The organism is Cupriavidus sp. 86D6 (genome assembly GCF_057815095.1).
Genome location: NZ_JBYPSB010000014.1, coordinates 85,618 through 107,285, shown reverse-complemented (window position 1 = coordinate 107,285; position 21,668 = coordinate 85,618). Strand labels below are relative to the sequence as shown.

General features: G+C 67.6%; 20 protein-coding genes. 11 read left to right on the top strand and 9 right to left on the bottom strand.

Going from position 1 to position 21,668, the window contains the following annotated elements:
* Window positions 1-18 precede the first annotated feature (18 nt).
* Complete coding sequence (locus tag AC3G88_RS23955) at window positions 19-642, top strand: LysE family translocator (RefSeq protein ID WP_488894062.1); 624 nt, start codon at window positions 19-21, stop codon at window positions 640-642.
* On the opposite strand, the gene thpR is transcribed toward AC3G88_RS23955, so the two are convergent.
* Genes thpR through AC3G88_RS23940 form a run of 3 tightly spaced genes read right to left on the bottom strand, consistent with a single transcriptional unit; the run spans window position 626 to window position 3,300 of the window.
* Window positions 626-1,174: an RNA 2',3'-cyclic phosphodiesterase gene (gene thpR / locus AC3G88_RS23950; RefSeq protein ID WP_488894061.1), complete on the bottom strand. Its 549-nt coding sequence runs from the start codon at window positions 1,172-1,174 to the stop codon at window positions 626-628. The two genes, AC3G88_RS23955 and thpR, sit on opposite strands and share 17 nt — an antisense overlap.
* Window positions 1,175-1,177: 3 nt before the next feature.
* Window positions 1,178-1,741, bottom strand: a complete 564-nt coding sequence (locus AC3G88_RS23945; protein WP_488774088.1) for a methylated-DNA--[protein]-cysteine S-methyltransferase — start codon at window positions 1,739-1,741, stop codon at window positions 1,178-1,180.
* A complete protein-coding gene (locus AC3G88_RS23940) occupies window positions 1,738-3,300 on the bottom strand; it encodes a DNA-3-methyladenine glycosylase 2 family protein (protein WP_488774089.1) in 1,563 nt (520 codons plus the stop codon). The genes AC3G88_RS23945 and AC3G88_RS23940 overlap by 4 nt, the downstream gene beginning before the upstream one ends.
* 189 nt (window positions 3,301-3,489) lie before the next feature.
* Here AC3G88_RS23940 and AC3G88_RS23935 point away from each other — a divergent pair, with 189 nt between their 5' ends.
* Window positions 3,490-6,357 (top strand): M16 family metallopeptidase, encoded by a 2,868-nt coding sequence (locus AC3G88_RS23935; RefSeq protein WP_488774090.1) that lies wholly within the window; start codon window positions 3,490-3,492, stop codon window positions 6,355-6,357.
* Window positions 6,358-6,489: 132 nt separating this feature from the next.
* Window positions 6,490-6,861, top strand: a complete 372-nt coding sequence (locus AC3G88_RS23930; RefSeq protein WP_153948640.1) for a PHA-granule associated protein 4 — start codon at window positions 6,490-6,492, stop codon at window positions 6,859-6,861.
* A gap of 106 nt (window positions 6,862-6,967) precedes the next feature.
* Here AC3G88_RS23930 and AC3G88_RS23925 read toward each other — a convergent pair whose 3' ends face one another.
* From AC3G88_RS23925 to AC3G88_RS23915, 3 genes are all read right to left on the bottom strand, one after another.
* Window positions 6,968-7,513 (bottom strand): hypothetical protein, encoded by a 546-nt coding sequence (locus AC3G88_RS23925; protein WP_488774091.1) that lies wholly within the window; start codon window positions 7,511-7,513, stop codon window positions 6,968-6,970.
* A gap of 44 nt (window positions 7,514-7,557) precedes the next feature.
* Window positions 7,558-8,715, bottom strand: coding sequence for an acyl-CoA dehydrogenase family protein (locus AC3G88_RS23920; RefSeq protein ID WP_488774092.1), 1,158 nt, complete (start codon window positions 8,713-8,715; stop codon window positions 7,558-7,560).
* A gap of 127 nt (window positions 8,716-8,842) precedes the next feature.
* A complete protein-coding gene (locus AC3G88_RS23915; protein ID WP_488774093.1) occupies window positions 8,843-9,172 on the bottom strand; it encodes a hypothetical protein in 330 nt (109 codons plus the stop codon).
* Between the two features lie 386 nt (window positions 9,173-9,558).
* On the opposite strand from AC3G88_RS23915, the gene AC3G88_RS23910 reads away from it, so the two are divergent.
* The 3 genes from AC3G88_RS23910 to AC3G88_RS23900 all read left to right on the top strand — a co-directional run bounded on the left by AC3G88_RS23910 (window position 9,559) and on the right by AC3G88_RS23900 (window position 12,413).
* Entirely contained in the window at window positions 9,559-10,872 is a 1,314-nt protein-coding gene (locus AC3G88_RS23910; RefSeq protein ID WP_153948642.1) for an MFS family transporter, read from the top strand.
* 85 nt (window positions 10,873-10,957) lie between these two features.
* Window positions 10,958-11,902 (top strand): LysR family transcriptional regulator, encoded by a 945-nt coding sequence (locus AC3G88_RS23905; RefSeq protein ID WP_488774094.1) that lies wholly within the window; start codon window positions 10,958-10,960, stop codon window positions 11,900-11,902.
* A gap of 34 nt (window positions 11,903-11,936) precedes the next feature.
* The gene (locus AC3G88_RS23900; protein WP_153948646.1) at window positions 11,937-12,413 is read left to right on the top strand and encodes an aminoacyl-tRNA deacylase; all 477 of its coding nucleotides are present in this window, start codon (window positions 11,937-11,939) and stop codon (window positions 12,411-12,413) included.
* A gap of 32 nt (window positions 12,414-12,445) precedes the next feature.
* On the opposite strand, the gene eutC is transcribed toward AC3G88_RS23900, so the two are convergent.
* Both eutC and AC3G88_RS23890 read right to left on the bottom strand, forming a co-directional pair.
* The gene (gene eutC, locus AC3G88_RS23895) at window positions 12,446-13,255 is read right to left on the bottom strand and encodes an ethanolamine ammonia-lyase subunit EutC (RefSeq protein WP_488774095.1); all 810 of its coding nucleotides are present in this window, start codon (window positions 13,253-13,255) and stop codon (window positions 12,446-12,448) included.
* An 18-nt stretch (window positions 13,256-13,273) separates the two neighbouring features.
* Window positions 13,274-14,656, bottom strand: coding sequence for an ethanolamine ammonia-lyase subunit EutB (locus tag AC3G88_RS23890; RefSeq protein WP_488774096.1), 1,383 nt, complete (start codon window positions 14,654-14,656; stop codon window positions 13,274-13,276).
* Between the two features lie 182 nt (window positions 14,657-14,838).
* Between AC3G88_RS23890 and AC3G88_RS23885 the strand changes: the two genes are divergently transcribed.
* Window positions 14,839-15,936, top strand: coding sequence for an AI-2E family transporter (locus tag AC3G88_RS23885; protein ID WP_488774097.1), 1,098 nt, complete (start codon window positions 14,839-14,841; stop codon window positions 15,934-15,936).
* A 112-nt stretch (window positions 15,937-16,048) separates the two neighbouring features.
* On the opposite strand, the gene AC3G88_RS23880 is transcribed toward AC3G88_RS23885, so the two are convergent.
* Window positions 16,049-16,756 (bottom strand): FadR/GntR family transcriptional regulator, encoded by a 708-nt coding sequence (locus AC3G88_RS23880; protein ID WP_488774099.1) that lies wholly within the window; start codon window positions 16,754-16,756, stop codon window positions 16,049-16,051.
* A gap of 144 nt (window positions 16,757-16,900) precedes the next feature.
* On the opposite strand from AC3G88_RS23880, the gene AC3G88_RS23875 reads away from it, so the two are divergent.
* The 4 genes from AC3G88_RS23875 to AC3G88_RS23860 all read left to right on the top strand — a co-directional run bounded on the left by AC3G88_RS23875 (window position 16,901) and on the right by AC3G88_RS23860 (window position 21,605).
* Window positions 16,901-17,674: a (Fe-S)-binding protein gene (locus AC3G88_RS23875; RefSeq protein WP_488894060.1), complete on the top strand. Its 774-nt coding sequence runs from the start codon at window positions 16,901-16,903 to the stop codon at window positions 17,672-17,674.
* Window positions 17,671-18,387 (top strand): LutC/YkgG family protein, encoded by a 717-nt coding sequence (locus tag AC3G88_RS23870; RefSeq protein WP_488774101.1) that lies wholly within the window; start codon window positions 17,671-17,673, stop codon window positions 18,385-18,387. Before AC3G88_RS23875 ends, AC3G88_RS23870 begins: the two co-directional genes overlap by 4 nt.
* Window positions 18,384-19,829, top strand: a complete 1,446-nt coding sequence (locus tag AC3G88_RS23865; RefSeq protein WP_488774102.1) for a LutB/LldF family L-lactate oxidation iron-sulfur protein — start codon at window positions 18,384-18,386, stop codon at window positions 19,827-19,829. Before AC3G88_RS23870 ends, AC3G88_RS23865 begins: the two co-directional genes overlap by 4 nt.
* A gap of 66 nt (window positions 19,830-19,895) precedes the next feature.
* Window positions 19,896-21,605 carry a lactate permease LctP family transporter gene (locus AC3G88_RS23860; protein ID WP_488774103.1) on the top strand — a complete coding sequence of 570 codons (1,710 nt, stop codon included), beginning with the start codon at window positions 19,896-19,898 and terminating at the stop codon, window positions 21,603-21,605.
* The last annotated feature ends 63 nt before the right edge of the window (window positions 21,606-21,668 follow it).

Here is a 21,668-nt window from a genome sequence, read left to right as displayed (position 1 = left end):
AACGAAAACTGACCTGAAATGACATCGCTTGCCGAACTTGGCGCCGTCGCCACCATCACCGTCCTTGCCGTGATCAGCCCTGGGCCGGACTTCGCCATGGTGACCCGCAACAGCTATCTTTTCGGCCGGCGCACCGGCCTGCTGTGCGCGCTGGGTATCGCGCTGGGCGTGCAGGTGCATGTGGCCTATACGATGTTCGGCGTGTCGCTGCTGATTGCCCACGCCCATGGCGTGCTGTCGATCATCAAGCTGCTGGGCGCCGGCTATCTGGTGTGGATCGGTATCCGGACGCTGTGCAATCGCAAGGCGATCACGGTGGACACCACGGCCGCGCCAGCCATTTCCGGCGCAGCGGCATGCCGCATGGGCTTTCTGACCAATGCGCTGAACCCGAAGACCACGCTGTTCGTGGTCAGCACTTATACGCAGGTGGTCAGTCCCCATACCCCGCTGGCGGCGCAGTTCGGCTACGGCCTGTTCATGTCGCTGGCGCACCTGGTCTGGTTCGGGATCGTCGCGTGGTGCTTCGGCTCGCCGGCACTGCGCGCGGCCATGCTGCGGCGCCAGCGGCTGCTGGACCGGGCCATCGGCACCACGCTATGCGGGCTGGGGGTGGCGCTGGGCGTCAGCAACCTGGGCTGACCGCCCGATACGTGTCGCGCACGACATGCCGCGCGCCGTCCTTGCCAAGAAAGCTCTCGTAGAGCAGGAAACGATCGACGTGCCACGGCGGCGCCCCCAGGTCGCGGAATGCGCCGAGCCAATCGCGCAGCAGCGGCTCTGGCACGCCCGGACGGCAGCGCGCCAGGGTCAGATGCGGGCGGAAGCGACGCGCATCGGGCGCGATGCCGTGGGCTTCCAGCACGGCGCTGATCTGATCGACCAGACCCTGCAAAGGCGCCGATTCGGCCAGCCCGGCCCAGAGGATCGACCCCTGCCGGCCCCGAAAACGCCCGACGCCAAGGATCTGCAGCACCATGGGCTCGACGGCCACGCCCCGCAGCCCCTGCGCGATGGCCGTCGTGACCGCTGCATCGCAGTCGCCCAGAAAGCGCAGCGTCAGATGCAACTGCGCGGCTGGCGTGGGCCGGATATCGCGATGGACCGGCAGGGTTTGCAGCAGCGCTTGCGCCAGCGCGGCCGGTATGTCGATCGCGATGAAAAGCCGCGACACCGTTCAATAGAGCGCCAACACAGCCTGGCCCGCCCGCGCGTGGCCGGCCTCGCCCAGACCATTGCCCACCTCGGCCGCTTGCGGCACGCCCTCCAGGCCCAGCAGCGCGCGTTTGCGATCGACCCCGCCGGCGTAGCCGGTCAGCGACCCTGACGCGCCCAGCACGCGATGGCACGGCACGATGACCGACAGCGGATTGCGCCCCACCGCCCCGCCCACCGCACGTGAATGGCTCGGCGGCAGGCCAAGGCCGGCACCCAGTTGTCCGTACGTCGAAGTTTCGCCAAATTCGATGTCGCACAGGGCTTGCCAGATCCGTTGCTGGAACGCACTGCCGGAAAACCGGATCGGCACGGTGAACGTGTGCAGCCGGCCGTCGAAGTAGGCGTCGAGTTGTTCCGCCGCCTGCGCCAGCACGCGCGCGTCGGCGTCGGATGCCGGCGCCGTGGCGCTGGCCTGGCCGGGGTGGTACTTCTGCCCGGCGAAGAACGCGCCTGTCAGCAGGCCGTCTTGCGCGCGCAGCAGGATATTGCCCAGCGGGCTGTCGATGATCTGATAACTGTTCATGCTGCGGCTTCCTCGCTGTCCTTGATGTTGCTGTCCTGGATGTCGATGCGGTCGGCGCCGGTGCCCGGCGTCTGCGCAGCGTCCTTGATCTGCTCGTAGCGATGCCACAGGTGGATCGCCGCATAGGCGCGCCACGGCGCCCATTGCGCAGTCCTGACCTGCATCGCCCGCACGGTGCTGACGTCCAGCACCTTGCGCAATGCGTAGTCGGTACCCGGAAACGCATCGGGCCAGCCTAGCGCCCGCATGGCCACGTACTGCGCCGTCCAGTCGCCGATCCCGTCGATCGCGCACAGCCGCGCCACGGTGTCCTCAGGTGCCGCGTGCGGATCGAGGCGGATCTCCCCGGCCGCCACTTGCCTTGCCAGGACCCGGATCGCGCGGATCTTCGGCACCGACACGCCGGCCGCCTGGTAATCGGCATCGGGCAGCGTGGCCAGCGCCTGGGGGGTCGGGAAGGCGTGGGTCACGGGCACCGCCTCGGTGGCATCGGCCGGATTCACCAGGCCGGCCAGCGCCTGCGGCGGCAACGGCTCGCCCGCGATGCGCACCAGCCGCGCCAGGATACGGCGCGCCTGGACCACTGAAATCACCTGTCCGACGATGGCCCGCACCGCAATTTCCAGCCCGTCGAACGTGCCCGGCAGGCGCATGCCCGGCGTGCCGGCAGCAAGCTCGCCCAGATGCGCATCAACGATATCGGGCCGGCAGCCCAGATCGCAGAGGCGGCGCACCTTGCCCAGCGCCTGCGGAATCACGTGCGCCAGCGAACCGGACAGCGTCACGCGCACCACCGTTCGCTTCGGCACGTGTTCCAGCCGCACCCAGCCAAGGTGCCGATGGCCGCCCGCGTCGATGGCGATCGAGCGCGTGTAGACGCCGGCGTGGCATTGGTCGATGCCGTCAACGGCCCGCACGGCCAGGAACTGGAGCCATTCGGCCCAGGCCAGCGGCGGACGATAGCCGAGTTCGAAAACCAGGCGATCCGCCATGCCGTCGGCCGCGCGCTTGCGCATCGCCAGTGGCGTCAGGCCATACCGTTCCTTGAGCACATCATTGAAGCGGCGCACGCTGCCAAACCCGGCCGCCAGCGCCACTTCGGTCACGGGCAGCACGGTATCGGTCAGCAGGCGCTTGGCCAGCAGCAGCTTCTGCGTCTGCGCATATTCATGCACCGACACGCCGAACTCGGCATCGAACAGCCGGCGCAGATGGCGCTCGGTCACGCCGATGCGCGCGGCCAGTTGCGCCACGCCGGCACCGGCCATGAAGCCCTCGTCGATCAGCGTGGCAGCGGCCTGCGCCAGCCGTCCGGAGATATCTGCCAGCCCATGGCCCGGCGCCAGTTCCGGCCGGCAGCGCAGGCACGGCCGGAAGCCATGCTTTTCCGCGGCCGCCGCGGACTCGTAGAACGTGCAGTTTTCGCGCTTCGGCGTGCGCACCGCGCAGATCGGCCGGCAATACACGCCCGTGGACGACACGCCTACGAAGAAGCGTCCGTCGAAGCGGCGGTCGTGTGATGCAACGGCCTTGTAGCAGGTGTCGGGATCGAGTTCCATGGCATGCATCCTACGCCAGTGCGGCGGGTTGAATGCGCTGGAATCGGACATCCGCCTGAAGCCGTTCTGAAGGAAGGGCGACGTCACTTTGCGCCCGATTCTGAAAGTGCGGTCGGCCGCGTTGCACGGCACGCCGCTGAGGCTAGAATCTGCTCACCTGCGGCGCTGCATGCCGCCTCTGGAGTCTGCATGAACCGTCGTCGTCCCGCTGCCGGCATGACCCGAATCGCCGGCATTGCCATGGCCATCGTCTGCGGCCTGAGCGTCCCCGTCGTCCACGCGGCGCGGACGGGTCCGCTGGCTGCGCCCCCGGCCGCCGCACCGGTGGCACGCGCCACACCCGTCACGACCGTCGAAGGCATCACCGAATACCGGCTGCCCAACGGACTGCGCATCCTGCTGGCACCGGACGACGCCCAGCCCACCACCACGGTCAACATCACCTATCTGGTCGGCAGCCGCCATGAAAACTACGGCGAAACGGGCATGGCGCACCTGCTCGAACATCTGCTGTTCAAGGGCACGCCGTCGCTGCCGGGCAAGACCATTCCGACCGAATTCGCGCGGCGCGGCATGCAGTACAACGGCACCACGAACCAGGACCGTACCAATTTCTTCGAGACCTTCGCGGCCAGCGAGGACAACCTCGACTGGGCCCTGCGCATGGAGGCCGACCGCATGGTCAACAGCTTCGTGGCGCGCAAGGACCTGGACAGCGAGATGACCGTGGTGCGCAATGAAATGGAGATTGGTGAGAACAATCCCATGCGTATGCTGCAGCAGCAGATGTACGCGGCCGCCTACCGCTGGCACAACTACAGCAAGGCGGTGATCGGCGCGCGCAGCGACGTGGAGCGCGTGGGCATCGACAACCTCCAGGCGTTCTATCGCCGCTACTACCAGCCCGACAACGCCGTGCTGGTGGTCACGGGGCAGTTCGACCCGGCGCGCACGCTTGCACGGATCGAACAGGCTTTTGGCGCGATTCCGCGTCCGACGCGCGTGCTGCCGTCCGAGTACACGGTCGAGCCGGCCCAGGAAGGCGCGCGCGAGCTGACCCTGGTGCGTCCGGGCGACAGCAGCATCGTGTCGGCGATGTATCACGTGGCACCGGGCGCGCACCCCGACATCACCGCGCTGGACATGCTGGCAGTGATCCTGGCGGACACGCCGGGTGGCCGGCTCGAGCGCAGCCTGGTGGACACCCGCAAGGCCGCGTGGCAGGGGTCGTTCTTCACGTCGATGAAGGACCCGGGGGTGATCCAGTTTGCGGCGGGCACCAGCAAGGATCGTCCGATCGAGCCTGTGCGCGATGCGCTGATCGCCACGGTGGAGGGCGTCGCGACGCAGCCTGTCACCGACGAGGAAGTGGAGCGCGCCCGGGTGCGGCTGCGCAATGGCTACGAGAAGACGCTGAACGATCCGGCCGCCTACGGCGTGGCGCTGTCCGGTGCCATTGCCAAGGGCGACTGGCGGCTGTTCTTCATCAACCGCGACCGCGTGGAGACCACCACCCGGGCCGACGTGCAGCGCGTGGCCGAAAACTACTTCCGCCCGGCCAACCGCACGGTGGGCGAATTCGTGCCGGGAGACAAGCCACAGCTGGCCGCCATCCCCGCCGCGCCCGACCTGGCCGCGCTGACCCAGCACTACACGGGCAAGCCGGCGGCGCAGGCCGTGGCCGCCTTCGATCCAACCCCGGCCAATATCGACGCCCATACCGTGCGCCAGACGCTGCCCAACGGCATGCAGCTTGCCTTGCTGCCCAAGCCCACGCGGGGCGGCGCAGTCAACGGCACCCTGGTCCTGCACATCGGCAACCTGCAGGCGCTGCAGGGCAAGAACGCGGTAGGGTCCATGACGGGCGCCATGCTCGACCGCGGCGCCGGCGCGTTCACACGGCAGCAGATCGCCGACCGCTTCGAGGCGCTGAAAGCCAACGTGTCGATATCGGGCAGCGACGAACGGGTCACCGTACGCTTCGACACGCGGCGCGAATACCTGCCCGACCTGCTGGCGCTGCTGCGCACCGTGCTGCGCATGCCAACCTTCCCCGGCAATGAACTGGAAACACTGCGGGCCAGCAGCGTGGCCGGCATCGAAAGCCAGCGCAAGCAGCCCAACGCACTGGCGCCGAATGCCCTGGGGCGCCACGGCAATCCATATCCCCCCGGCGACCCGCGCTACACGCCAACGTTCGACGAAAGCGTGGCCGACCTGCGCGCCGTATCGGTCGCGGACCTGCGCGATTTCCATGCGCGCTTTTATGGCGCGGAGCATGCACAGCTGGCGATCGTTGGCGATTTCGATGCCGATGACGCCATCCGGCAAGCTGCATTCCTGTTCGGCGACTGGCGCGCCCAGGTACCGTTCAAGCGGGTGGACCGGCCGTTCGTGGCGATTCCCCCCACCGACTTCACGCTCGACACGCCGGGCAAGGCCAATGCGGTCTACCTGGCGTCGCAACCGGTGGACCTGGTCAGCGACTCGCCCGACTACCCGCTGATGCTGATCGCGAGCCGCGTGTTCGGCGGCACCGGCATGCGCAGCCGTCTGGCCGACCGCCTGCGCCAGCTTGACGGCATCAGCTATGGGGTGTCCAGTTCACTGACGGTCGGCGCGCTCGACCGCGCGGGCCGGTTTGGGCTGTGGGCGGCCTATGCCCCGCAGAACCTGCCCCGCCTGCGCAAGGCCGTCGACGAAGAAATGGCGCGCTTCGTCCGCGACGGCGTCACGGCCAGCGAAGTGGCCGAGGCGGCCAGCGGCCTGTTGCAGCAGGGCATGGTCAGCCGCACGCGCGACGGCGCATTGGCCGGCGCGCTGGCCAATCAGGCGTACCTGGGCCGGACCATGGCGCACACGGCGGCCATCGAGGAAGGCATCCGCACGGCCACGCCCGCAGCCGTCAACGCCGCGATCCGCCGCTACCTGGGCCCGGCCATGCTGACGCAAGCATTCGCCGGCGATTTCGGCGCGAGTACGACGGCGCCGACGGCGATTCCTGCCGAGGCCGGGGCACCGGCTGCCGCCGCGTCGCCGGACGCCAGCAAGCCCTGAACTCCACAAGCCCCGCAGCCCCCGAGCCGTGGGCTGCGGGGGCCGTGTGCGCCGCTGGCGCCTCACGAACCCTTGAGACAAGCGACCGAACACTGTATATTTATACAGTCTTTCTTGAGACTTGAGGTGTGGATGTCAATTGTGCGAGCTGGCAGCAAGGCGGAAGCCCTCAGGCTTCTGGCCTCGGAGCAGGCGCTTGGGCTTGAGCTGGACTATGAGACGGGATGGCAGGACGCCATCGAACTCGGCCGGCTTGGCGAGAAGCGCGGCATCAAGGTGCAATACCGCGGACAGGAAAGTGTCGCCGTCCGCACACCTGAAGCCCTTCAAGCAGGGCTGGGGAGGCCCAAGACCACGTTCCGGCAGCGCAACCTGTACTGCCAGTTCGACCTTGGCCTGCTGGCCGACCGCGACCTGCTGGATCTGGAAGCCAAGGCAACGCGCCTTGGCGACTACATCCTGGCGGGCCATCTGCTCCGCGACGTCGACGCGGTCTGGGCCTGAGCCGGGATCATCGGGTGGCGTCAGCGCCTGACGGCAGGTGACGCGCTGAGTGCCGGAATGACTACCGGGCCGCCTGCCGGGACGACCACCCGGCTAACTGTTGGACTTATTGCCAGACGCGCGTGGCGCCGGCCCAGCGTGCGGCCGCCGAGACGTGCATCAGCGCACAGTCGGCTTCCGTGGCAGGCATGGGAGCCTCGGCAGCCGTCGTCACGTTGGAGCACAGTACCGCCGTGACCAGCGTCTTGATATGTCCGCGCCCGCTATCGGCCAGTTCGACCAGGCGGTCGTAGCCATCGAGCACGATCAGGCTGTCGCCCGCGCGCGGATCGAGGTCCAGCGAATACAGATGGTCGCATTCGCAGCGCATGGTGCCGCCGGCCACCGCCACGACGATGGCACTGGGCAGCGCCAGCCCGCAATCGCGTACCGCGTGGTGAAGGCGGTCCAGATGCGCCTGGGCGCGATAGTCGCGCGCCGAATGTGCCGGCTCGGGGCCGGTTGACAATGCCATCAGCGTGTCTGCCGACACGACCAGCGTGTAGGCCTGCAGCGTGGTGCGATACGTGGCCACCACGGCCCGGAGCCGGTGCACCGCGCCGTGGTCTGCAGCGGCCGCCCCCTGTGGGGCCGCAACCTGGATCTTGCTCATCCTGTCTCCTATCCCCTCGGGTCGGTCCGCTGCTGTCAGCCGGATCAGTCGCGCAGCAGCTGCTTGGCGATGATCAGTTGCTGGATCTGCGTGGTGCCTTCATACAGGCGCAGCAGACGCACGTCGCGGTAGAACCGCTCGGCCTTGTATTCGGCGATATAACCGGCGCCGCCGTGGATCTGCACGGCGCGATCGGCCACGCGGCCCACCATTTCGGTACAGAACATCTTGGTGCAGGACGCCAGCATGCTGACTTCGGGGTCGCTCTGGCCGGCCGGCTTGGCGTCGTAGCGTTGCGCGCAATCGCGCACCATCGACAGGCCGGCGTACAGTTCGGCCTGGCTGTCGGCCAGCATGGCCTGGATCAGCTGGAAGTCGCCAATCGGCTTGCCGAACTGCTTGCGCTCCTTCGCGTAGGCGACGGCATCGGTAATTAGCCGATGTGCCATGCCGCATGCCAGCGCGGAGATATGCAGGCGGCCACGGTCCAGCACCTTCATGGCCGTCTTGAAGCCCACGCCCGGCACGCCGCCGATGATGTTGGCAGCCGGCACGCGCACGTTTTCCAGCACCACGTCGCACGTCTTGGTGCCGCGCTGGCCCATCTTCTTGTCGGGCTTGCCCAGCGAGATGCCCGGCGTGTCGGCCGGGACGATGAAGGACGAAATGCCCGAGGCGCCCTGGCCGCCCGTGCGGGCCATCAGCGTGAAGGCGCCGGCGCGCGGCGCGTTGGTGATGAACCGCTTGGTGCCGTTGATGACGTAGTGGTCGCCATCGAGCTCGGCACGCGTCTGCAGCGATGCGGCGTCCGAACCGGCGTTCGGCTCGGTCAGCGCGAAGGAGATGACCAGCTCGCCACTGGCGATCTTGGGCAGGTAGGTCTGCTTCTGCTCCTCGGTGCCCTCCATCAGGATGCCCTGCGAGCCGATGCCCACGTTGGTGCCGAAGACTGAGCGGAACGCGAAGGCCGTATGGCCGAGGTCATAGACCACATCGCATTCCTGCGACATCGACAGGCCGATGCCACCGTAGTTTTCCGGGATGGAGATGCCGAACAGGCCCATCTCCTTCATGTCGGCCACGATGTCGGCCGGCACGTCATCGAGTTCCTCAAGGATATCTTCGGCCGGCTTCAGGCGCTCATCGATGAAACGCTGCACCGAGGCGCGCAGCAGGGAAAAGGATTCGGCGTCGAGGGCCATGACAGTCTCCGGGTGAGTCGGTACGACAACAATGGCCGCCAATGGTACGCCGACCATCGATTTTGACAATCCACGCCAACTTGGACAGAACCGTCAAGATAATTTGACAATTAGCAAACCGGCCCTATTAGTCACATTTCTTCCGGGCCAGCTTTTCCCGGGTGTAACCATGGCCCACTCGCAGCTGGTGCTCGATCTCGTCGGCCTGGTCGAGGCAGGAAAACACGAGGTCATCCCGGAATTTCTGCGTCACGCCCTTGAGCCGGGGGGCGTCATAGGAAATCTGCCGCGCACGGCAGCGCAGGAACAGCAGCGTCTCCTCGGAAGCCGTCCGCAATTGCGCCTGGTTGATGCGCTGGCACTGCACGAGGTTGGGATCGCCCTCGGCAAGTACGCCCGCGGCGGGCAGCCACAGCAAAGGTGCCAGCAGGAAGGGCAGGAGACGCGGATTGGTCATGGACAAGGGGTCGAAAGGCGCGGCGTTCAGCATCGCCCTGCATGATTGCGCAGCCGTGCGGCCCACGCAAGTTTGCCCGGCGGCGACGGCCACCCGCCCGGATTTTCATGCCGGGAGGGCGCGCTTTGTAAAAACTCTTTCCAGCCCATCGGACAATGCGGCGCAAAACCGCTGGTGGCAAGGCATTTGCAACAGGGCCAGGGCGATTGCGAAAGCCGCCCCCCTTGGGAGGCAGGCCGTTCCGCGCTACGCTAGGCGGGCACACGGGCCCGGATTTGCGACGCCCCAGGCCGGCTGGCGGTTTTGCCGGTCCACGTCGTACCTCGCTCTCCTGGTCCGTATCCCCCAGCGGCGCCCCCGCCGCCAAGTCAAGAACAGAAGGTCCTATGACAGACATCGCCTCCTCCGCCGTCAACGGCACGGCACCGTCCCCCGAAGAAACCAGAAAGCGCGTCTTTGCCATTGTGGCTGCGTCGTCGGGCAACCTCGTGGAGTGGTTCGACTTCTATATCTACGCCTTCAGCGCGATCTATTTCGCGCCGGCCTTCTTCCCGAAAGGCGACCCCACGGCACAACTGCTGAATACTGCCGGTGTGTTCGCGGCGGGCTTCCTGATGCGACCGATCGGCGGCTGGCTGTTCGGCCGTATCGCCGACCGTAACGGCCGCAAGAATTCGCTGCTGATCTCGGTGGTCATGATGTGCTTCGGCTCGCTGCTGATCGCCTGTCTGCCCACCTACGAGACCATCGGCAACTGGGCGCCGGCGCTGCTGCTGGTGGCACGGCTGCTGCAGGGCCTGTCGGTCGGCGGCGAATACGGCACCACCGCCACGTACATGAGCGAAGTGGCGCTCAAGGGCCGACGCGGCTTCTTCTCGTCGTTCCAGTACGTGACGCTGATCGGCGGCCAGCTGCTGGCTGTGCTGGTCATCGTGCTGCTGGAGCAAATGCTGACCGAAGCCCAACTGAAGTCCTACGGCTGGCGCATCCCGTTCGTGGTGGGCGCCATCACTGCCGTGGTGGCCCTGTTGCTGCGCCGCACGCTGCATGAGACCACCACCGCGCAGCAGCGCAACAGCAAGGGCGCCGGCACGGTGAGCGAGATCTTCCGGCACCACAAGGCCGCGTTCTTCACGGTGCTCGGTTATACCGCCGGCGGTTCGCTGATCTTCTACACGTTCACCACGTATATGCAGAAGTTCCTGGTCAACACGGCCCACCTGCCGATCAAGACCACCAGCTACGTGATGACGGTCTGCCTGTTTCTCTACATGTGCATGCAGCCGCTGTTCGGCGCGCTGTCCGACCGCATCGGCCGCCGCCACAACATGATGCTGTTCGGTGCGCTCGGCGCCATTGCCACGGTACCGATCCTGACCGCGCTGAAGACGGTGTCGAGCCCCGAAATGGCCGGCCTGCTGATCTGCGTGGCCCTGGCCATCGTCAGCTTCTACACGTCGATCAGCGGCATCGTGAAGGCCGAAATGTTCCCGCCCGAAGTGCGCGCGCTGGGCGTGGGCCTGGCCTATGCCATCGCCAATGCGCTGTTCGGCGGTACGGCCGAATACGTGGCGCTGGCCCTGAAAAAGGCGGGCCAGGAGGACACGTTCTACTGGTACGTGACCGCCATGATGGTCATCGCATTCCTGGTCAGCCTGCGCTTGCCACGCCAGGCAAAGTATCTGCATCACGAGCACTGACGCCAGCGCCGGGACGCGCGCCGTTGCCGCCATGGCAAACTGAGGGGCCTTCGGGTCCCTTTTTCATTCCCGCGCCAGTCTCGCCATGGATCTCAACGCCCTGCGCCTGTTCGTCGATATCGTCGACGCGGGCAATCTCAGCGCCGCCGCGCGCAAGCTCAAGATGACGCGCGCCAATGTCAGCTACCACCTCAAGGCACTGGAGGAGGAACTGGGCGTGCAACTGCTGCGCCGGACCACGCGCCACGTGGAACCCACGCCCGTCGGCGCTGGGCTCTACGAGCACGGCCGCAACATCCTCGGCGAAGTGGCGGCCGCCAATGCGCTGATCAGCAGCATGGGCAAGAGCCTGCAGGGCCATGTGCGGCTGTCGGTACCCACCGGCCTGGGGCACGCCATGCTGTCGCCGCTGCTGGTGCAGTTCAAGCAACGCTATCCCGACATCACACTCGACGTGGTGTTCGACAACCGCATCCACAACCTCGTGTCCGAGGATGTCGAGGTGGCGCTTCGCATCATCTCGACGCCGCCGGATTCGGTCGTGGCCACCGAGATCGGCACGGTCGACTGGATTGTCTGCGGCGCGCCGTCCTATCTGGCGGGCCGGCCGATGCCGGCGGTGCTGGCCGACCTTGGCGCCCATGCCATCGTCTGCGCATCGCCGATTGGCCAGAAACTGAAGGCTTCGGGTATCCGCCACGCCACCGGGGCGCGCGAACAGGTGGTGCTGGCGCCCACGCTGAGTTCGGAGAACTTCGCGTTCCTGAAGGATGCCGTGGTCAGCGGGCTTGGCATCGGCATCTTCCCGCTCTACGCGGTGGGCAAGGATCTGGCGGACGGCACGCTCGTGCCGCTGCTGCCCGACTATCGCATCAGCGTGTTCGGCAGCAAGCTCTACATGCTGACCATGCCCAACCGCTACCAGACCATGGCCACCCGCTACCTGCTGACCTTCCTGAAGACCGAGCTGCAGGCAATCTGGCCTCGCATGCGCGGCGACAGTGCCTATAGTGAGAACACTCAGGACTAAACCGCGCCCTCCCTGCGCGGGAAGGAAGACGATCATGGCAATGGCAGGCACCCTGGCTGGCCGGCTCAGCCGCATGAACAGCCGGTTCGACATCATTCGTCACCCCTACAGTCTCAGCAGCATGGCCACGGCGCACGCGGCACACGTACCGGGGCATCGTCTGGCCAAGACGTTGCTGCTGGAAGATGAAGGCGGCTACGTGGCCGCCGTGATCCCGTCGAACCACCATCTGCAGCTATCGGCCCTGTGCGACATGACGGGCCGCAAACTGGTACTGGCGCACGAGGACGAAATCCGCGAGGTCTTCAAGGATTGCGATCTCGGCGCCATCCCGCCGTGCGCGATGTCGTACGGCATGCAGACCTATGTCGACGAAAGCCTGTTCGCCGAACCCGAAGTCTGGTTCGAGGCGGGCGACCATCTGGAACTGGTTCACATGGACCGCGACCAGTTCATGATGCTGATGGAAGACGCGCAGCGCGGCAGGTTCTCGCGCGTGATGATGTCGTAGCCCTTGTAGCCCTTGTAGCCCTCCCGGGCGCATCACCCCCCTGGCAGCGTCGCCGCACTGGCGGCGCTGTCGTCTTTCAGGTCCACCCCGGACCGCCCCAGCGCCACGGCCCCACGTAGCAAAAACGCCAGACGGTCAGCCGCCTGCGCATAGGGAAGCCCTTCCGGGCGCACGTTCGAGATGCAGTTGCGCTGCGCGTCGGTGCGACCGACACGCGGATCGTAGGTCAGGTAGATGCCGAGACTGTCCGGCGAACTGAGCCCCGGGCGCTCGCCGATCAGCATCACCACCTGACGCGCCTGCAGCCGTTCGCCGATCTCGTCGCCCAGGGCCACGCGTGCCTGCCGGGCCACCACCACCGGGCCGGTCCGCCATGCCGGCAGCCGCGCCAACACGGCCTGCAGCAGCGGCACCGCGTGGCGTTGGGCGGCCAGCGCGGACAGGCCATCGGCGATCACGAACACCACGTCGAACGGCTGGGCATCGGCCCCGGTATCGCCCCGGTTATCGCCCCCGGTGTCGGCCGCCAGCGCCGCGCGGCTGTCGTCGTCGAGCCGGCGGCCCAGATCCGGGCGACGCAGGTACTGGTCGCGGTCCTGCGCGGCGCTGTGGACATGCACGGTGTCCAGCCCGGCATCCCGCAGCGCCGCGTCGATGGCCTGGGTATCGAGCGGCAGGTGTACCGCATCGCGTGCCTGCGCGTGGGCCAGGCCGAACGCCAGCACGGTTTCGGTGGTCTGGGCATGGCCGGTGCGGCCGATGGCCACACGGGCGCGCGTGAACTGGCGCAGGCGTTGCCAGGGATCGGCGGGATGCTCCGGGGGTGCTGGACGATTCGGCATCGATGTCTCCTGATCGGGTCACAGCGAGTCGGCCATGCTCAGCAGCGGCTGGCGCGCGGAAGGTGCCAGCAGGCGGCCGGCGCTGTCCAGCATGCCCATGCGCTGCAGCCATGCCTCGAACTCCGGGGCGGGCCGCAGGCCCAGCACCTCGCGCAGGTACAGCGCATCGTGAAACGACGTGCTCTGGTAATTCAGCATGATGTCGTCGGCGCCCGGCACGCCCATGATGAAGTTGATGCCGGCCACGCCGAACAGCGTCAGCAGCGTGTCCATGTCGTCCTGGTCGGCCTCGGCGTGGTTCGTGTAGCAGACGTCGCAGCCCATCGGCACGCCCAGCAGCTTGCCGCAGAAATGGTCCTCCAGGCCGGCCCGGATGATCTGCTTGCCATCGTAGAGATACTCGGGGCCGATAAAGCCCACCACCGTATTGACCAGCAACGGCTCGAAGCGCCGCGCCACGGCATAGGCGCGGGCCTCCATGGTCTGCTGGTCGATCCCGTGGTGGGCGTTGGCCGACAGCGCGCTGCCCTGGCCGGTCTCGAAGTACATCACGCTGTGGCCCACCGTGCCGCGCGCCAGCGATAGCGCCGCCTGGCGCGCCTCGTCCAGCAGCGCCAGCGAGATGCCGAACGCCGCGTTGGCGGCCTGGCTGCCGGCCACCGACTGGAACACCAGGTCAACGGGCGCGCCCTGCTCCATGGCCCGCAGCGTATGGGTGACGTGGGTCAGCACGCACGATTGCGTGGGCACGTCGTAGCGCGTCCGGATATCGTCGATCAGCTTCAGCAGCGTGACGATGGTGCCCAGGTTGTCGCCGGCCGGATTGACGCCGATCGTGGCGTCGCCGCACCCGTAGAGCAGCCCATCGACGATGGACGCCGCGATGCCGCGCGGGTCGTCGGTCGGATGGTTGGGCTGCAGCCGCACGGCCAGGCGGCCGGGCAGGCCGATCGTGCCGCGAAAGCGCGTCACCACCTGGCATTTGCGCGCCACCGCCACCAGGTCCTGGTTGCGCATCAGCTTGCTGACGGCCGCCGCCATCTCCGGGGTGATACCGGGTGCCACCCGTGCCAGCGTGGCCGAATCGGTCTCGTGGCGCAGCAGCCAGTTGCGGAAGTCGCCCACGGTCAGGCTGGCGATCTCGGCAAAGGCCGCCGCATCGTGGCTGTCGACGATCAGCCGCGTGACCTCGTCGTCCTCGTACGGAATCAGCGCCTCGGTCAGGCAGCGGGCCAGCGGCATGTCGGCCAGCGCCATGCGGGCGGCCATCCGCTCTTCCTCGCTGGCGGCGGCGATGCCGGCCAGCGCGTCGCCCGAGCGCGCGGGGCTGGCGCGGGCCAGCAGCGTGCGCAGGTCGGCAAACACATGCCGGCGGACGCCGACGGTCTGGGTAAAGGCCATGGCAGGCGGTCTCCTGGCGCGGCTGCGCCGTCTTCTGCTCCCCAATATAGGCCACGGCGACGATGCAAGTTCCACGCCCGGAGCGGGCAGGATCGCTTGTCTGCGCAAGCTGTCTTGCCATTGTTACGCGCCACGTCGACAATCCGCCTACTCATTCCAATTCAATCGTGCTCAGCCGAGACATGCCGCAGCTGGAAAACCCGGAAGACCGCGCCAACCATGGCGCCCTGAACGACGCCACGTCCTCATCCCCGCCCTCCCCGTCATCGGCCCGCCCGCGCCTGGCGCCGGGAAGCGGGTTCAGCGTCACGGCGGTGTCCTATGTCCTGACCGCCGGCGCGCTGCTGCTGGTCATGCATGCCAACCTGGTGGCGGCGCTGCTGGCGGGGCTGCTGCTGTATTCGCTGGTCGACGTGCTGGCGCCCCGCCTGACCCATTCCCGGCGCGATGCGCTGGCCGTGGCCATCCTGTCCGCCATCATCGTGCTGGCCCTGACCGGCGGCATCTGGGCGCTGGTGCATTTCCTGAACGTGGACAGCGCCACCGTCGAGCGGCTGCTGGACCATGCCGCCGACATCATCGACCAGTCCCGGACCCAGCTGCCCACCTGGCTGAGCGATTACCTGCCCAGCGGCACCGAGGAACTGGTCACCACGCTGCTGGGCGCCATGCGCGAGCATGCCCAGATGGCGCAGCGGCTGGGCACCGATATCCTCCGCACCCTGCTGCATATCCTGCTGGGCCTGATCATCGGCGCCATGGTCGCGCTGTACCGCGCCATTTCACGGCCCAACCGCCGGCCGCTGGCCGGGGCGCTGATCGACCGCGCGCGCACGCTGCAGCAGTCGTTCGCCCAGTTCATCTTCGCCCAGATCCAGATCTCGTCGATCAACACCATCCTGACGTCGATCTACCTGCTGGTGGCGCTGCCGCTGTTCCATCAGCACCTGCCGCTGTCCAAGACACTGGTGGCCATCACCTTCGTTGCCGGGCTGCTGCCGGTGCTGGGCAACCTGATCTCGAACACGGCCATCGTGATCGCGTCGCTGTCGGTGTCGCTGCCGATCGCCATCGTGTCGCTGTTCTTCCTCGTGGTGATCCACAAGCTCGAATACTTCCTGAACGCCCGCATCATCGGCGCGCGTATACAGGCGGCCGCGTGGGAGCTGTTGACGGTGATGCTGGTGATGGAAACGCTGTACGGCATCCCCGGCGTGATTGCCGGACCGATCTTCTACGCCTACGCGAAGCGCGAGCTGACGAATTCCGGGCTGGTGTAACCCGCCGCGCCAAGTCCCTGATTCCATTGGGAACGGGTACGCAGCAACTGGTACGACCAATTACGGCCGACAGCGCCCGCAAGCCGCCCGGCCGCGCCCCAACGGCGCCCGCTCAGGCGCTTTCGCCGTCCACCTTGCTGCGCACGAAGTCGATATGGGTCTGCATGGCCGTGCGCGCCTCTTCGGGCCGGCGCGCCAGGATGGCTTCGCATAGCGTGCGGTGCTGGCGCAGCAGCAGGTCCGACGATTCCCCGTCGGCCTCGCGCAGCCCGGTGCCGTTGATCGTGATGTGTTCGCGCAACATGCCGATCACGCTCGTATGCAGGTGCAGGAACATGGTGTTGTGCGACGCCTGTGCAATCGCGTCGTGCAGCTTCGCGTCGGCATCGGCCTCGGCGCCCTTGTCGTCGGCCTTGCGCGATCGCTCCAGTTCCTTGAGCAGGGCACGTATACGCTTCAGATCGGCAGCGTTGGCGCGCAGCGCGGCAAAGTAGGCGGTGGCGCCCTCCAGCACCCGGCGGAACTCCAGGATGTCGTCGCGCAGCGCCGGGTGGTCGGCCACCAGCTGGCCCCAGGGCGACGCAATGCCGGTGCGCAGCTGATCGGTGACGTATACGCCGGCGCCGCGCCGGCTCTGAAGCAGCCCGCGCGCCGCCAGCCGCTGGATGGCCTCGCGGATCGTGTTGCGCGCCACCGCGTACTGCTCGGCCAGCACCCGTTCGGCGGGCAGGCGGGTGCCCACGGGCCAGGTGCCGTCCAGCAACGCGGTCTCCATCCTGCGCATGATGTCTTCCACGCGGTTGCGTGCGCTGCCCCCCATCGTTCCCCTTCCCAGTCCCCTGTTGCCGGCCCCGCTCGCCATATTGGTCCAACCAATTTGTGCTCCGGCGCGGGAGCGGGAATTATGCGCTCAAAAATGCCGCAAAGCGCGTCACCCGCGCCGGCGCCATACCGGAGGCAGACAATGCAATCCAGGCAATACCCCACGACCGCCCCGCAACAGGTCTATCTGTTCGGCACCTGTCTCGTCGACCTGTTCGTTCCACAAGCCGGCCTCGACGCCGTGCGTCTGCTGGAGCGCGAAGGCCTGACCGTCCACTTTCCACGCGGCCAGAGCTGCTGCGGGCAGCCGGCCTACAGCAGCGGCAATCCCGAGCAGGCCCGCAAGGTGGCGCGCGCCCAGCTGGAACTGTTCCGCGAACCCTGGCCGATCATCGTGCCGTCGGGATCGTGTGGCGGCATGATGCGCCACCACTGGCCGACGCTGTTCGCCGATGACCCGGGCGCCAGCCAGCTGACCAGCGACATCGCTGGGCGGGTCTACGAACTTGCGGAATTCCTGCTCCATGTGCTGCATGTGCGCTTTGATGACGTGCCGGCCGGCGATCACGAACGCGTGGTGCTGCATACCTCGTGCGCCGCACGGCGAGAAATGGGTACGCGGGCCCATGGCGTGGCGCTGGTCGATGCGCTGCCGGGCGTGACCCGCGTCGAGCACGTGCGGGAATCGGAATGCTGCGGCTTTGGCGGCACGTTCTCGCTCAAGCACGCCGATATCTCGGGCGCCATGGTGCGCGGCAAGGTGGCTTCCGCCTGCGCCACCGGCTGCGACCGCCTCGTGTCAGCCGATTGCGGCTGCCTGCTCAATATCGGCCACGCCGCGGCCCATGCGGGCGCCCCGCTGCCGGTGGAGCACCTGGCCTCGTTTCTCTGGCGCCGTACCGGAGGTGCCGCATGACCGCCATGACCGCCCGCGAGCGCATGCTGGGCCGTCTGCGCGCCGCCGTGCCCGCTTCCGGATCCACCCTGGCCACGGACACCGCCGCGCTGGATCGCCGCATCGACGCCCATTTCGACACCCGGCGCGGCGAGCGCCCATCGTTGGACGCCATGGTCGCGTCCATGCAGGCCGCGTTGCGCGCGTCGCATGCCGAGGTGTTCTGTACCGACGCCGCCGACTGGCCCGCCTGGGTGGCGACGCGGCTCGCCGCCGAAGGCGTGCGCCGGCTGCTGCTGGATACCGCCCGCCCCGAAGGCGGCGCTTTGGCGCAGGCGCTGCCGGCCGGCATCGCCACGCGGGATTTCGACCGCCCGATCGACGCATGGAAGGCCGAGCTGTTCGATACCGTCGATGCCGGCTTCACGGTCGCCCGCTCGGGCCTGGCCGCCACCGGCACGCTGGTGCTGGCCCCCGATGCCGGGTCGCCGCGCACGATGTCGCTGGTGCCGCCGATCCATATCGCGCTGGTCTACGCCTCCACGCTGCATCCCGACCTGCACAGCGCCGTGCGTGCCGAACGCTGGACCGATGGCATGCCCACCAACCTGGTGATGGTGTCGGGCCCGTCCAAGACCTCCGATATCCAGCAGACGCTGGCCTACGGCGCCCATGGCCCGCGTCAGCTTTGGGTGGTCATCGTCAACGATCACGCCGGAGGCGCCGCACAATGAGCCAGCAGACCCTGCATTTCGTTCCCGCCGCCGACTTCCGTGCCCGGGCGCGCGAGGCGCTCGACGATCCCAAGTTGCGCCAGAGCTTTCGCGGCGCGATGGATTTCCTGCAGCAGAAGCGCGCCGTGCAGTTTCCCGACGGGGACGAGCTGGAACACCTGCGCGACCTCGGCGAAGCGGTGCGCCAGCACGCTCTGGCCAACCTGCCCGACCTGCTGACGCAGCTCGAAGCCAACCTGACCGGGGCCGGCGTGCAGGTCCATTGGGCCGAGACGGCCGACGAGGCCAACGCGATCATCCATCGCATCGCCCAGACCCACGCCGCGAAGCGCGTGATCAAGGGCAAGTCGATGGCCAGCGAGGAAATGGAGCTGAACCATTACCTGGCCGAACGCGGCATCGACTGCATCGAATCGGACATGGGCGAGTACATCGTCCAGATGGCCGGCGAGAAGCCGTCGCACATCGTCATGCCGGCGATCCACAAGACCAAGGCCGATATCGCCACGCTGTTCGAACAGCACATCCCGGACACGCCCTACACCGAAGACGTGGACGCACTGATCCAGACCGGCCGGCGCGCGTTGCGCCAGGCGTTCGTGGAAGCCGACATCGGCCTGTCGGGCGTGAACTTCGCGGCGGCCGACACCGGCACGCTGTGGCTGGTGGAGAACGAAGGCAACGGCCGCCTTTCCACCACCGTGCCCAACGTGCACGTGGCCGTCATGGGCATGGAAAAGGTGGTGGCCAGCCTGGCGCATATCGTGCCGCTGTCGAGCCTGCTGACGCGCTCGGCCACCGGCCAGGCCATCACGACCTACTTCAACCTGATTTCCGGCCCGCGCCAGCCCGGCCAGATGGATGGCCCGCGCGAAGTGCACCTGGTGCTGCTCGACAACGGCCGCAGCCAGGCCTATGCCGACGCGCAGCTGCGCGCCACGCTGCAGTGCATCCGCTGCGGCGCATGCATGAACCATTGCCCGGTCTATACGCGCATCGGCGGCCACGCCTATGGCACGACCTATCCGGGCCCGATCGGCAAGATCATCTCGCCCCATCTGCTGGGTCTCGACGCCACGGCTGACCTGCCGACCGCATCGAGCCTGTGCGGCGCCTGCGGCGAGGTGTGCCCGGTGCGCATTCCGATTCCGCAACTGCTGGTGCGGCTGCGTACCGAAGCGAACCGCAACCCCGACGAGGCCGTGCCGCATCCGCTGAAGGGCCAGGGCGCCAAGTACAGCAGGCGCGAACACCTGGTGTGGCGCTTCTGGAGCGGGGCGTTCGCGCATCCGGCCGCCTACCGCGTGTTCCGCTGGGCCGCCACGCGGCTGCGCGCCTTCACGCCGGCAGCGCAGATGGGGTGGACCCAGCACCGCAAGCCGCTGACGCCGGCACCCAGGAGCCTGTCGGACCTGCTGGCCGAACGGAACCAGCCCGGGTAGCGGCGCCGGCACCCGCGCCGCCACCACAAGAATTCAAGAACCCAAACACCAACGAGGAGACATCCCGTGCAACCCTGGACCCAGCTCTATACGCCGCTGGGCAGCCTCTGGCTGTCCGCGCTCGCCGCCGCGGTACCCATCCTGTTCTTCTTCGTCGCGCTGGCCGTGCTGCGCATGAAAGGCCACGTGGCGGCCGCCGTCACGCTGGCGCTGGCACTGGCCGTGGCGATCTTCGCCTACGGCATGCCCGCGCAGCAGGCCTTTGCCGCCGCCGGATTCGGCTTTGCCTACGGGCTGTGGCCCATCGCCTGGATCATCGTCACGGCGGTGTTCCTGTACAAGATCGTCGTGAAGACCGGGCAGTTCGACGTGATCCGTGCGTCGGTGCTGTCGATCACCGACGACCAGCGCCTGCAGATGCTGCTGATCGGCTTCGCGTTCGGCGCGTTCCTGGAAGGCGCGGCCGGCTTTGGCGCGCCGGTGGCCATTACCGCCGCGCTGCTGGTGGGCCTGGGCTTCAACCCGCTGTACGCGGCCGGGCTCTGCCTGATCGCCAACACGGCGCCGGTGGCCTTCGGCGCGATGGGCATCCCCATCATCGTCGCGGGCCAGGTCACCGGCATCGACCCGATGCACATTGGCGCGATGGCCGGCCGCCAGCTGCCGCTGCTGTCGCTGGCCGTGCCGTTCTGGCTGGTGTTCATGATGGATGGCTGGAAGGGCGTGCGCGAGACGTGGCCCGCCGCGTTCGTGGTGGGCGGCAGCTTCGCGGTGACGCAGTACTTCACGTCGAACCACATCGGGCCCGAGCTGCCGGATATCACGTCCGCACTGGTCAGCCTCATCGCGCTGGCGTCGTTCCTGCGCGTGTGGCAGCCGCGTTCGGCATCGCAGGCGGCACGAGGCGCGTCCGCCGGCACGATGTCGGGCGGCACGGTGGCCATGGCCGGCTTTGGCGGCGGCATGGGCGCGCCGTCGAACCGCAGGCCGTCGCCGTACACGTTCGGCCAGACCGTGCGCGCCTGGGCGCCGTTCGGCATCCTGACGGCCATTGTCACGGTGTGGAGCCTGCCATCGTTCAAGGCGCTGTTTGCCGGCAACGGGGCGCTGGCCGGCTCGGTGCTCAAGTTCAAGGTGCCGATGCTGGACCAGCTCGTCATCAAGGCCGCGCCAATCGTGGCATCGCCCAAGCCTTACGAGGCCGTGCTGAAGCTCGACCTGCTGTCGGCCGTGGGCACCGCCATCCTGCTGACAGCGGTCATCTCGGTGGCGCTGCTGCGCATGAAGCCGCGCGACGCCATCGCCACGTTCTTCGAAACGCTGCTGGAACTGCGCCGCCCGGTGCTGTCGATCGGCCTGGTGCTGGCATTTGCCTTCGTGGCCAACTACTCGGGCATGTCATCCACGCTGGCGCTGCTGCTGGCCGGTACCGGCGCCGCGTTCCCGTTCTTCTCGCCGCTGCTGGGCTGGCTGGGCGTGTTCCTGACCGGCTCGGACACGTCGTCGAACGCGCTGTTCTGCTCGCTGCAGCACACCACGGCGCACCAGATCGGCGTGTCGGACACGCTGCTGGTGGCCGCCAACACCACGGGCGGCGTGACGGGCAAGATGATCTCGCCACAGTCGATCGCAGTGGCCTGCGCGGCAACCGGCCTGGTGGGCAAAGAATCGGAGCTGTTCCGCTTCACGGTCAAGCACAGCCTGCTGTTCGCGTTCATCGTGGGCGTGATCACGATGATCCAGGCTTACTGGCTGACGGGGATGATTCCGGGGTGAGCGACACCGCTTGTTATGCGCTCCCCTCGCCCATTTATGGGAGAGGGGTGGGGAGAGGGCGTT